This is a genomic window from Dryocola sp. LX212 (assembly GCA_041504365.1).
In the GTDB taxonomy this organism is placed as follows: domain Bacteria; phylum Pseudomonadota; class Gammaproteobacteria; order Enterobacterales; family Enterobacteriaceae; genus Dryocola.
Map to the genome: position 1 here is coordinate 4,098,724 of CP167917.1, position 12,697 is coordinate 4,111,420.

Sequence of the window (12,697 nt, forward strand, 5' to 3'; positions counted from 1 at the left end):
CTAAAACTCAAACTGATAGAGCACATCAAGTGCCTGATCTATGCCAGACACCGCTTCCAGATACAGCTTAGGCATCAGGCGATAACGGAGCGTCAGCGTCGCCAACGAGTCAAAGATACCCACACCATATTTCACCTGGAGACCCGGCAGTACATAGCCGCTGACCACCACCTGGGAGGAATCTCCTACCCCTGCGGTATCCAGTGCCAGATTGCTTACGCCAAACGTCTCGCCGATTTTACCCACAACCTGCCCACTTTGTGCAACCCCCAGACCAACAAGTGCAGATGCTAATGCGTTGCCGTCGTCACCAGAATTGTTTAAACCCTGGCCGCGAAGCAGGTAGGACAACGCTTGCTGCTGGGACATGGCCGGATCGGAAAATATTTCGGCTTTCGGCTCATCCGCCGTTCCCGTGACGCGGACGCCGGCAATAACGTCATCTTCGGTCGCCTCCGGATTACGGATCGCCTCGATGTTCAGCAGCGGCTGATCCGGCGGCCCGGAGAACAGCAGCTCCCCTTTACGCACAATCAGATCCTGGCCGTAGGCGTGGAAGCGCCCTTCCGGGATATTGATCTGGCCATTCAGCCCCAGCCCCTGGCGGTCCTGCACCATTTTCAGATCGCCATTCAGCTTCGCTTTCAGACCGAAGGCGTCAAGCCGCACGTTGTTGCCGACGTGGATAATCAGGTTGCTGTTAATCGGAATGCCTGCGGTTTGCGGTTTCTCCGGCTTCAGGTCCTTATCAAGCATCACCTCATCGCTGGAAACGCCAACCGAGCTTTCCGGAACCTCATGCACCACAATACGCGCCCACGGAATATCGACACGCCCATCAAGTGTGAACAGACTAGGCGTGGCGACAAATTCAACGTCCGGCGAAACGTCCAGCCGCACCATTGGCGGCACGGTGATGCGCACTTTGTTACCTTTCGCCGCCACGCGCGCGCGCCAGTTATCTAGCTGAGTCCAGTCCGCGTCCCCGCTCAGGGCGATGTCCCCCTGTTTGGTACGCACGGTACCCGCGAGAGTAGAGTTCATGCCGTTGAAGTTCATGGCTATCTGGCTTGGCTGCATATCAAACGGCATAAAGTTTCCGTCGATGTCTATGCCGTTAAGCTGTAGCTGCCCGAAGACCTGCGGTCTTTCGACATTGCCACCGAGCCGCAGATTAGCATTCAGTTTGCCTGCTGCTTTCTCGCCACGAGCGAATATCGCGTTGGCGATAGCCAGATCGAAGCCGCGCAGATTAACGTTGCCGCCAAGATTTCGGCGCCCCTGCGGATCGGTTACCTGCACCTGGCCGTCGAACTGCCCGTTTTTAGCCACGCGAATCAGCCAGCCCAGCTGGGCGCGATTGTTTTTCAGCTCCGCACTCAGGTTAAGCGTGTCGAACGATACCGGCAGCGGGCTGTTATTCACGTCCTGCGTCACCTTCACGCCGCGTCCGTTAAGCGTGACGGTCCCCTGCGGCAGGCCGCCGGACTCGCTGTCCCAGCTCACATCAGCCTTGCCGCTGAAGGTGCCGCTCGCCTGGGTGGTATCCGGCATAAAGGGCTTGAGCATCGCCAGGTCAAAGCGGTTAAGATTAACTATCGCCCGCCCCTTCGCACCGGCATCAATGGTCTGCGGTACGCACAGTTCGGCGTTCGGGTTGTTCCAGCAGTGCGGCCCGATGCTGATTTTCTGCTCTTTGTTACGATAATCCAGCGCGATGGTCCGGTTCAGACTCCACGGCCCCACCGGCGTTTCAAAGCGGGTGTTGGTGAGATTACCCTTCCAGCGCTCCTCTGCCCGGTCAAAGCTGCCGCTAAGGCTTAGCTGCCCGGAAACCGGCTCGCCCTGCAGACGCAGCTGCAGCTGGTGCTGCTTCTCGTTGCCTTTCGCTTCCAGCGTGACGAGGCTTAGATTCACGCCGGGCTGCGCGATACGCTCGATGCGCAGGTTAAGATTGCCGCCAATTTGGTCGGTAGATTTCACATCGCCTTTAAGCAATACGCGCGCGATGGAAAGCTCCTGCCAGCGCAAGTTATTGGCGGTCAGATCGGCCAGCAGCTGTGGCGCTTTAACGTCGCCGCGCACTTTGATCGTGCCCTTCGCCGTACCGCCCAGACCCGGCAGCGCGTTGTCCAGACCCGGCGCGTCGATACTGGCATCCAGCTTCAGATCTTTCGGACCCAGCTCACCCTTCACCTCCGCGCTGTTGCGGCCCAGCTCCAGATGCAGCCCCGGAATATTCCACTGCATGTAGCTGTTGCCCTTAAGCTTCCCGGAGACGCTGACTTTATTCTGCTTCACGTTCCCGGCGAGCTTCAGCTCCGGTACGTCTACCTGCCAGGTCCCGCCATAGAGGCTGCCGCTGGTTTTTACCAGCCCGTCAAGCTTCGCGGGCCAGTCCGGGAACTGCTTAGCGGTATTGATGCCGTCGAGCTTCAGCTCCCCGCGCCAGCTAATCGCCTTGCTCCAGTCGAGCACGGCTTTCAGATCGGTGTTGCCCTGCAGTGCTGCAACGCGCAGTTTGTCCAGGTTAAGCTGTTGCTCATTACCTTTGCCATCCAGCGTAATGACGGCGGGGGGGATCTGCTCGCCCTTCACTGCGGCGCGGAACGACAGTGCATAGTCCGTCATCTTGCCGCTGAACTTCAGCTTCACGTCGTCCGCCTGGTACTCTTTTTTGTCGGTAAACGGCCAGTAGAGCTGTTTGCTGACCACCTCCAGGTTGAGCGGCAGGCCAGCTTCTGCAAGCTGCGTATGCGCAGTGAGATCCAGGTTGACCGGGCCGGAGAGGCTCATGCCGACCTTCAGCACGTCCCGCAGCTCGCCGCCGATCTTCATCTTCACCTTCTCGCCTTTTACAGGGTCGATATTAAGCGTGGTGTTAAGCGTCAAATCGACCGGCCATTTGTCGCGCAGCTGGGCGCTGCCCGTGGCGTTGACCAGCCCCTGAGACGAGTCCACGTCCAACGTGTCGAGCTTAAGATTGCCGTCGATGCTGCTGACCTTTAAAAGCAGGCTGCTGACCAGCAGATCCGTGTCGCCCGTCAGGCGCAGGTTGCTACCGCGGAATTCTTCAATATTCAGGTTGAGCGGCAGATGAACGTCGGTCATCTCCGGCAGAACGGGCTTTTCGAACAGCTGCCTGAGCGTCTCGCCCAGCGGCATCTCTTCCGGCTGCGGATTGTTGATTTTTGGCTCCACCACCTCTTCCTGGGCAACGTCTGCCACCTTCGGCAGGGCGATCAACAGCCCCTCAAGGTTGGTCGGCGTCAGCGTGACGTTACGCTCCTGCCAGTTCAGACCGGAGGTAAACTCCATCACCGAGACGGTGGTGTTATCAATCTTAATATTGACGTTATTGAGCGCTACGCGCTCAAGCGTAAGGGGATAAGGCGTGGTCAGATCGAGCGGTCCGCTGTCCTCTTCGGGGGCAGGTGCTGATGGCGGCATCTTTTTAGTGTCCACAACCACGTCGACATCTTTCAGCGAGAAGTTATTCACGCAGAGGCTGCTGTCGCGCAGGCAGCCGAGCTTCACGGCGAGATTTATCTCTCCCGCTCTCACATCCACTCCGGGCTGCTCGTAGCGCAGTCCTTTGATACTCAGATTGCGCCAGCCGCCGGTTACGCTGCCGATGTCCAACCCCGGCACCCAGCGGTTTGCCGCGTTAAACAGCACGTGCAGGCCGGTGGTGGTCCCCACCAGAAAACCTACCGCGCCAATCAGCAATAAAATAACAACCAGCACCGCGAGGCTTATTTTTTTCCAACGACTCATAGTTCAGGCCCCAGACCGATGTAAAACTGCAATCCGTGTTCGTCTTTATCACCTACCGGCACGGCGAGGTCGAGCTTAATCGGCCCGACCGGCGACTGCCAGCGCACGCCGACACCGGCGCCGGTTTTAAAGTTGCTCTGTTTGATATCGTTAACCGCCTCGCCGGAATCGACGAAGGCCGCGCCCCACCACTTACCGCTGACGTTGTACTGATACTCCAGCGAGCCTGTAGCGAGCTTCGACGCACCGGTCAGCTCGCCCTTGTCGTTTTCAGGGGAGATAGATTTGTATTTATAACCACGAATACTGCGGTCGCCACCGGCGAAGAAACGCAGGTCGGGCGGGACTTTCTCAAAGTCGCTGGTTTCAATCCAGCCCACGTTACCGCGCACCACAAAACGGTGTTTGTCATACAGCGTGCGGATCCATACCTGTTGAGCCTGCACGACGGCGAAGTCCACGTCAGACCCCCAGGCCGTATTGGAAACATCAATCGAGTAGCGCTGCGAGTCGCCCCAGGTCGGCATTAAACCACCCCGGGAACGGGTACGATTGAGGCTTACCCCCGGGTAAAGCAGCATGGTGGTGTTGGTAACATCCGCCTGGGTAAAGTGATCGAGGCTCCAGCGCAGGTTGATCGCGTGCTGCCAGCCGCTGGACAGATCCCAGTAGCGTGAAATAGCGAGCGTGCTTGAATCGGATTTTGTATCGTTGAGGTCGGTATTTTTAAAGCCGCCCTGCATCAGATAATACTGTTCGAGCGGGTTTTTCAGCAGCGGGACTTTATAGCTGAAGTCGAAAATCTGCTCGGGCGCGGAAATGCTGACGCTTGTCGTCAGGCTGTGTCCGTAGGAGTTCATCCACGGTTTTTTCCACGATGCCTTTACGCGAGGCCCGACGTCGGTGGAATAGCCCACGCCGGTTTCAATAGTGTTTTCCGTGCGCGGCGACATCACGCCGTGCAAGGGTAAAATTTTCGTTTCGCGGGATTTATCGAACTCCGGCGCAACCACCACGGAGTTAAACCAGCCGGTGGCCGACAGGCGCCGATTCAATTCAGCGAGGTCTTTCGACTGGTAGTAATCGCCTTTTTTAAACGGCACCAGGTTTTGCAGGTATTCTTCTCGGATCTGCGATCCTTCGAACGTCACGTCCCCAAAGCGATAGCGCTTCCCGCTGTTGTAATCGATATCCCAGAAGGCCTGATGGCGGGCAAGCGAAACGCCCAGCTGGCTCTTGTCGAACTGGCTGTCGAAATAGCCTTTACGCAGCGAGATACTGGTCAGGCTTTTTTTAAAACTTTCATAGTCGCCGTGATTGAGCACGGTGCCGTTTTTCGGCCTGTCGTTCAGCAGATCCAGGAAGTCTTTATCTTCCCGGGCGCCGCCTCGCAGAATAACATCGGTACCGCCAATCAGCACCGGCGGGCCCGCTTCGACTTTTGCGAGCAGCACCTGACGGCCTTTTGCCGGTGGCGGACGCAGATCAAATTCTATAGTCGGCTCATAGTAGCCGAGCGCTTTTAGCCCTTTACGGATAGCATCATCCACGCGGGCGCGGAAACGCCTGTCCGGCGTCACTTCGTCACCCTGAATGGTCGAAAGCTGGGCGCGGACGTTTTTTTCCAGCTCCCCGCTTAGCCCTTCAACCTGTAATCGTACGTTGGCAGCACTTGCCCAGGTGCTGGCCAGGCATAAACTTGCCAGACATAAAAATCGGATTCTTGGCACGTTTTCTCCTGAAGATCCTTCACGTCCCTGCTCAGAAACGCTGATACCGCTCCGCGGTTTAACAAAACCCCAACAAAGGGGGTTGAAATCTGCTCAAACACCCAAATAATTCTTATATGTACTGTAGTCTTATAAATCGCAGTTATTGTCCGCAATTCCACGCCGGGTTACAACCGCGTAACGGTTGAGCTCACTATTCGCCTTATCGGGAGAAAAAATTCATGTCACTCTTCGAGAAAACCCATCCCGTTGCGCAGTCAGAGGCCCTGCCAGGCCGCAACACGCCCATGCCGGTGGCCTCACTGCACGCGGTGAATGAACACTCTATGACCAATGTACCAGAAGGCATGGAAATCGCTTATTTTGCGATGGGCTGCTTCTGGGGCGTTGAACGACTTTTCTGGCAGGTGCCGGGAGTTTATAGCACAGCGGCTGGTTATGCGGCGGGCTATACGCCAAACCCAACCTACCGAGAAGTTTGCAGCGGCCAGACTGGACACACCGAGGCGGTCCGCGTGGTGTATGACCCAGCGGTTGTGAGCTACGGAGAACTGCTGCATATTTTCTGGGAAAATCACGATCCAGCCCAGGGGATGCGCCAGGGCGGCGACGTCGGCACCCAGTACCGCTCAGGCATTTATCCGCTAACGCCAGAACAGGATACAGCGGCACGAGCAAGCCTTGAGCGCTTCCAGGCCGCCATGGTCGCGGCAGGCGATAAGCGCCAGGTAACCACGGAAATCGTCAACGCCGGTCCGTTCTACTACGCCGAAGACGACCACCAGCAGTATCTGCACAAGAACCCGTACGGCTACTGTGGTATCGGCGGGATTGGTGTTTGTCTGCCGCCTCAGGGGTGATGACTGTTAGGGCAGCCAAACTGTTTTAGTTTGTTGTAGAATTAATATCCACAATCGCTATACTCCTTTGTAAGATCAAATCTTACAAAGGAGGAGGATTATGGCGCGCACGATGACTGTAGATCTCGGTGACGAGCTACGTGAGTTCATTGATTTATTAGTAGAGGCTGGTGATTACAGAACCCAGAGCGAAGTTTTACGAGATGCTTTACGTCTGCTAAAAGAAAAGCAGGCCGCCTCTAAGCTTCAGGCTTTGAAAGAATTATTAGCGGAAGGCATCAACAGCGGAACGCCTGAAGCCTGGGAAAAAGATACTTTTCTACAACGGATGAAAGAAAAGGTGAAATCAAGGAATGAAAACAGTTGAGCTAACGCCTAAAGCCACAGAGGACCTGGAGTCTATCTGGTTATACAGCTACGACCGTTACGGCGAAACGAAGGCCGATGAATACATCGACAGGATTTCGATGGTCCTGAAGATGCTGATAAGCCATGAGATAGGGACTTCCAGACCTGAATTAGGTAAAAACATCTTCTCTCTACCAGCTGAACAACACGTGATCTTTTTTGTCAGCCATTGCTCCCGCATCACAGTGATTCGTATATTAAGCCATGCTCAGGATGCGCTCAGGCATTTAGCCTGGTATTAGCGCCAGTGGCAGCCCCTCCCCGCCTTACGCTATACTACCCGTTGAATTTGCTGACATGCTTCACGAGAGCGGCCAGCATTTTTTATGTATGACCCCAATGGATTTTCAACTTCCCCTTCCGAGGATCTGGCCACAACAGCCAGAAAAATTATGTTAAACAGTATTTTAGTGATACTTCTCTTAATCTCCGTCAGCGCGTTTTTTTCGATATCCGAAATCTCGCTGGCCGCCTCCCGTAAAATTAAGCTCAAGCTGCTGGCTGATGAGGGCAACGTTAACGCACAGCGCGTGCTGAAGATGCAGGAAATGCCCGGCATGTTCTTTACCGTGGTGCAGATTGGCCTGAACGCGGTGGCAATACTTGGCGGTATCGTCGGTGACGCGGCGTTTTCCCCGGCCTTTAAGTCGCTGCTGGAACGCTTCTTCTCACCGGAGATGTCGGATCAGCTCAGCTTTATTATCTCCTTTACCCTTGTCACCAGCCTGTTCATCCTTTTTGCAGACCTCACCCCGAAACGCATCGGTATGATTTCGCCTGAAGCTGTAGCACTGCGAATCATCAACCCGATGCGCTTCTGTCTGTATATCTTCCGCCCGCTGGTCTGGTTCTTCAACGGCCTGGCCAATATGATTTTCCGCATCTTCAAGCTGCCGATGGTGCGCAACGACGACATCACCTCCGACGACGTTTACGCCGTGTTTGAAGCCGGTGCGCTGGCGGGCGTGCTGCGCAAGCAGGAGCACGAGCTGATTGAGAACGTGTTTGAACTGGAGTCACGTACCGTGCCGTCGTCGATGACCTCGCGCGAAAACATCATCTGGTTCGATCTGCATGAAGACGAGCAGAGCCTGAAGAACAAAATTGCCGAGCATCCTCACTCCAAGTTCCTGGTGTGCAACGGGGATATCGATCATATCGTCGGCTATGTGGACTCTAAGGAGCTGCTGAACCGCGTGCTGGGCAACCAGAGCATGGCGCTTAATAGCGGCGTGCACCTGCGCAATACGCTGATTGTGCCTGACACCCTGACGCTCTCCGAAGCGCTGGAAAGCTTCAAGACCGCCGGGGAAGACTTCGCGGTGATCATGAATGAATACGCGCTGGTCGTCGGTATCATCACCCTGAACGACGTAATGACCACGCTGATGGGCGATCTGGTCGGCCAGGGCATGGAAGAGCAGATTGTTGCCCGCGACGAGAACTCGTGGCTGGTTGAGGGCGGCACGCCGATCGACGACGTGATGCGCGTGCTGGATATCGACGAGTTCCCGCAGAACGGGAACTACGAGACCATCGGCGGCTTCATGATGTTTATGCTGCGTAAAATTCCGAAGCGCACCGACTCGGTGAAGTTCTCCGGCTACAAGTTCGAGGTGGTGGATATTGATAACTACCGCATCGACCAGCTGCTGGTGACCCGCATCGATAATAAACCGTCGGGGCTGTCGCCTAAGCTGCCGGATGCCGAAGAGCAGAATGCAGGTTAAATGAGAATATGCCGCCCAACCGGGCGGCATTTTTTTTACAGATGTACCCGAGTTCCCTTCTGTCCCGCCAGAATAGCCGGGGCGTCTTTTAACGCGCCAATCCACGCCACGTTCCCCGTCCGTTCCACAAACTCGATGACGGCCTCCGCTTTCGGCCCCATCGCCCCGTCCGGTGCGGCAAACGGTTTTAGCTGCGCCGTCGTTACGTCTTCCAGCGCTCTCGCCTGCGGCGTTCCCCAGTCCTGGTAAACCGCATCCGCGTCGGTGAGTATCATCAGGTGCTCAGCTTCTAGCTCCACCGCCAGCCGCGACGCGGTGAGATCTTTATCGATTACAGCCTCCACGCCGCAGTACCCTTGAGTAACCGGCACGACCGGCATGCCGCCGCCGCCCGCGCAGACCACCACGTGATCCAGCGCCAGCAGCCCTTTGATGCCCTCAACGTCCAGCACTCGCTGAGGGCGCGGGGAGGCCACCACGCGGCGGATGTACTGACCATCCTGCTTCATCTGCCAGCCATACTGCGCGCGCAGCTCCGCCTCCTGCTCCGGTGAGTAAACAGGGCCGATGTATTTCCCCGGCGTCTGAAAAGCAGGATCGTCACCGTGCACCTCCACCCGCGTCAGCAGCGTGCTGACCAGCGGCATCCCTGCCGCTTGTCCCAGCTTCTGGGTAATCATGTAGCCCAGCATCCCCTGGGTTTCCGCCACCAGAATATCCAGCGGATAAGGCGGTGCCGCCGGGTAGGCCAGGTTTTGCAGGGCGAGCAGCCCAACCTGCGGACCATTGCCGTGGACTATCACCACGCGGTAATCGCGGCTCAGCGTCTCCACCACATCCGCCACCAGCGCAATATTTTTATATTGATTCTCTGCGGACAAAACTTCCCCGCGCTGCAATAACGCATTTCCCCCCAGGGCAATAACCAGCGTCTTCTTCATATATTTCCTCATCAGGCTGTTAGTTAATGAGCAACAAAATAAATAACTGATGAAGTTAAAATGTGATCTGCACGGCATGAAGGTGATTACCAAATTTATTTTCACAATTCAGCAAGCCATAAGGATAATTATAAAAAACCTCCCCGCCGCGTCATTGTTTAAAATTTTTTAATAATAAATCGACGGCGGAGGCACTACTCAAAAGGAAATTATCACAATCGGGCAAGTGTGATATTGCTCAAAAGATTCTCAGGCCCGCCCCGCTATGGTAGCGCCATCAGCTCTTACTTTTTGTTGAAAATCGGGTATTTAAGTTACTAAGGAAATTAACATGTCTGATTCAATTAACAACGCTGCGGCAACGCAAAAAAGAGGCATTCCCGCCTGGTGGGTGACCATCTTTCTCTTCTGGCTCGGCTGGATATTTATGTACGCCGACCGCACAATATTAAACCCGGTAATGGGGGAGTTAGAAAAAGAGTTTTCATTAAGCGGCACCCAGCTCGGCATTCTTAATTCCGTATTTTATTTTTCCTATGCTCTGTTACAGGTTCCGGCTGGAATATTAGGCGATAAAATAGGGAAGAAAAAAGTTCTGGTGCCCGGCTTCTTATTATTTGGCGTATTTACCGCCGTCACCGGCTGGGCAAAAACCTGGACTACCCTGCTGTTTGCCCGCATGGTTACCGGCGCTGGCGAAGGGACCTATTACGGCCCGCAGTACGGCCTCTCCTCCGAACAGATCCCGAAAAAGTACCGCTCGCTGGGCAGCGCCATCATCAACAGCGGCATGGCCTTTGGTATCGCGCTGGGCCTGATGAGCTCCAGCTGGCTGGTTTACGACCAGGGCTACAGCTGGCGGATGCCGTTCTACGCCATGGCCGTGCCGTCAATTCTGGTGGGGCTGGGGATCTGGTTCTTCGTTAAAGAGAAAAAACGTGCGGCGGTGACCGCCGACGGCGTGGTCGTGAAGAAAGGCAAGTTCAGCGACCTGCTGAAAAACCGCAACTTGCTGCTGACCTATCTGATGGTGTTCTGCAGCCTGTTTGGCTTCTTCGTGATCCTCACCTGGCTGCCGTACTACCTGCAAAGCGAGCGCGGTATTGCGGGCAGCGAAACCGGCTTTATCTCTTCACTGGTGGCGTGGATTTCTATTCCCGGCGCGCTGATTTTCTCCTCCGTTTCTGACCGCCTCGGCAAACGTAAGCCGCTGATCTTAATCCTCGTCCCGGTCGCCATACTCAGCATGCTGTCGATTATCTGGATGCCGAGCATGACCGGCGTGGTGGTCGCCCTGTGCGTCTACGGCCTGGTTGGCAAGCTGGCGCTCGACCCGGTGCTGGTGGCGCTGGTCGCCGACAGCGTAGATGAGAACAACTACAGCACCGCGTTTGGCCTGTTCAACTTCATCGGCATGAGCTCCTCCATCCTTGCGCCGATCATCGCGGGCGCCGCCCGGGATATGACCGGCAGCCTGGCCTCCAGCTTCTATGTTTCCGCCGTCCTGCTGGCCATCGGCCTGGTCGGCATGCTGTTTTTGAAAGAGAAGAAATAATCAGAGGTAATAACCATGATTTATGCGTTTATCAAAAAGGGCAGCTTTCAGGATTCCGTCAGCCTGATGCTCATTTCGCGCAAGCTCAGCGCGTCGCCCGAGGTAGAAGAAGTCTCGGTGATGATGGGCACGCCCGCGAACAAATCCCTGCTCGAAACCACCGGGTTCTGGCATGAGGATTTTGCCGACGCCACGCCGAACGATATCTGTACCGCCGTGCGGGCTGGCGCAGAAAATCAGGGGATCGTCGATTTGATCCGCGAACAGCTGGAAGCTGAACTGACCGCCATCACCCAGGCGGCGGGCCAGGGGCAGCATCTGGCGAAAGCGCGCCGCTGGCAGAGCGCCTGCGAAAAACTGCCGGACGCCAACCTGCTGCTGATCTCCGTGGCCGGGGAGTACGCCGCGGGCGTCGCCGAGCAGGGATTGCTGAGCGGTAAAAACGTGATGATGTTTTCCGATAACGTACCGCTTGAGCAGGAGGTTGCTCTTAAGCAGCAGGCGCGGGATCGCGGGTTGATCGTTATGGGGCCGGACTGCGGCACCGCAATGGTCGCCGGGGCGCCGCTGGCGTTTGCTAACGTGCTGCCGAAGGGCAGCATCGGGATTATCGGCGCGTCCGGTACCGGCATTCAGGAACTCGCTTCGCAAATTGCCCTTCACAACCACGGCGTCAGCCACGCCATTGGTCTTGGCGGACGCGACCTCAGCGCGGAAGTGGGCGGCATCAGCGCGCTGACGGCGCTGGAGTGGCTGGCCGCCGACGAGCAAAGCAAAGTGCTGGCCTTCGTCTCTAAGCCCCCGGCGGAAGCGGTGCGCCAGAAGGTGATCGCCGCTATGCAGCGCATCCCTAAGCCCGTTGTCGCCCTGTTCCTCGGCGCGAAGTCAGAGAAATGCAACGAGGGCAACGTCTGGCTGGCTTCTACCCTCGCACAGGCCGCACAGCTTGCCGTCATGCTCGTCTGCGTGGCGGAAGTCACCGAAACCCAGCCTGCGGTAGCCGGTAAAACCATCTCCGGGCTGTACGCCGGGGGAACGCTTGCCGCCGAAGCCGCGATGCTGCTTGCCGCGCGGCTGGACGTTGAGCCGGACGCCCATCACCACAACGGCATCATGCTGGAGGCGAAAGGCCACCGCATCGTCGACCTGGGCGACGACGTCTACACCGTGGGACGCCCGCACCCGATGATTGACCCCACCACCCGCTCCATCGAAATCGAGAAGCTCATCCAGCAAAAAGAGGTGGGCGTGCTGCTGCTGGACGTCGTGCTGGGCTTTGGCGCCTGTGCCGATCCTGCTGGCGCGGTAGTGGAAGCCGTTCAGAAAGTCCGCGAGGCGCGCGGGCCTGGCAATCCGCTGGTCGTTATCGCCACCTTAACCGGTACGGAAAACGATCCGCAGTGCCGCACCACGCAGGCCGACACGCTGCTGAACGCCGACATCGTGGTGATGAACAATCTTCAGGAAGCCATCCTGCTGGCAGCGTACCTCATCAGCCGCCACCAGCCGCCTGTCACCACGGCGCGTCCCGCCATTCTGGACGGCGTAAAAGTCATCAACGCCGGCCTGCGCAGCTTTGCCAGCGATCTGCAAAGCACGGGCACGCCGGTTGTGCACTATCAGTGGGCACCCGTTGCCGGTGGCAACGCACGGCTCGCCAGTCTGTTAAAACAACTGAATTAAGAAGGAAGTGGCA

At 56.6% G+C, this 12,697-nt stretch carries 9 protein-coding genes; 6 read left to right on the plus strand and 3 right to left on the minus strand.

Annotation, left to right across the window (positions count from 1 at the left end; translation table 11 throughout):
* Both ACA108_19695 and tamA read right to left on the minus strand, forming a co-directional pair.
* Complete coding sequence (locus ACA108_19695; protein ID XEX95525.1) at positions 1-3,777, minus strand: translocation/assembly module TamB domain-containing protein; 3,777 nt, start codon at positions 3,775-3,777, stop codon at positions 1-3.
* On the minus strand, positions 3,774-5,507 hold the full coding sequence (tamA, locus tag ACA108_19700) for an autotransporter assembly complex protein TamA (protein ID XEX95526.1): 1,734 nt from the start codon (positions 5,505-5,507) through the stop codon (positions 3,774-3,776). Before tamA ends, ACA108_19695 begins: the two co-directional genes overlap by 4 nt.
* Before the next feature lie 221 nt (positions 5,508-5,728).
* On the opposite strand from tamA, the gene msrA reads away from it, so the two are divergent.
* The 4 genes from msrA (at position 5,729) to ACA108_19720 (ending at position 8,505) form a co-directional block, all read left to right on the plus strand.
* Entirely contained in the window at positions 5,729-6,367 is a 639-nt protein-coding gene (gene msrA, locus ACA108_19705) for a peptide-methionine (S)-S-oxide reductase MsrA (protein ID XEX95527.1), read from the plus strand.
* Between the two features lie 100 nt (positions 6,368-6,467).
* Entirely contained in the window at positions 6,468-6,734 is a 267-nt protein-coding gene (locus ACA108_19710) for a type II toxin-antitoxin system ParD family antitoxin (GenBank protein ID XEX95528.1), read from the plus strand.
* Positions 6,721-7,017, plus strand: a complete 297-nt coding sequence (locus tag ACA108_19715) for a type II toxin-antitoxin system RelE/ParE family toxin (GenBank protein XEX95529.1) — start codon at positions 6,721-6,723, stop codon at positions 7,015-7,017. Before ACA108_19710 ends, ACA108_19715 begins: the two co-directional genes overlap by 14 nt.
* Positions 7,018-7,167: 150 nt before the next feature.
* Positions 7,168-8,505, plus strand: coding sequence for a hemolysin family protein (locus ACA108_19720; protein ID XEX95530.1), 1,338 nt, complete (start codon positions 7,168-7,170; stop codon positions 8,503-8,505).
* A gap of 35 nt (positions 8,506-8,540) precedes the next feature.
* On the opposite strand, the gene ACA108_19725 is transcribed toward ACA108_19720, so the two are convergent.
* Positions 8,541-9,446, minus strand: coding sequence for a carbamate kinase (locus tag ACA108_19725; GenBank protein ID XEX95531.1), 906 nt, complete (start codon positions 9,444-9,446; stop codon positions 8,541-8,543).
* A 331-nt stretch (positions 9,447-9,777) separates the two neighbouring features.
* On the opposite strand from ACA108_19725, the gene ACA108_19730 reads away from it, so the two are divergent.
* Positions 9,778-11,001 carry an MFS transporter gene (locus ACA108_19730; protein XEX95532.1) on the plus strand — a complete coding sequence of 408 codons (1,224 nt, stop codon included), beginning with the start codon at positions 9,778-9,780 and terminating at the stop codon, positions 10,999-11,001.
* 15 nt (positions 11,002-11,016) lie between these two features.
* Complete coding sequence (gene fdrA, locus ACA108_19735; GenBank protein XEX95533.1) at positions 11,017-12,684, plus strand: acyl-CoA synthetase FdrA; 1,668 nt, start codon at positions 11,017-11,019, stop codon at positions 12,682-12,684.
* The last annotated feature ends 13 nt before the right edge of the window (positions 12,685-12,697 follow it).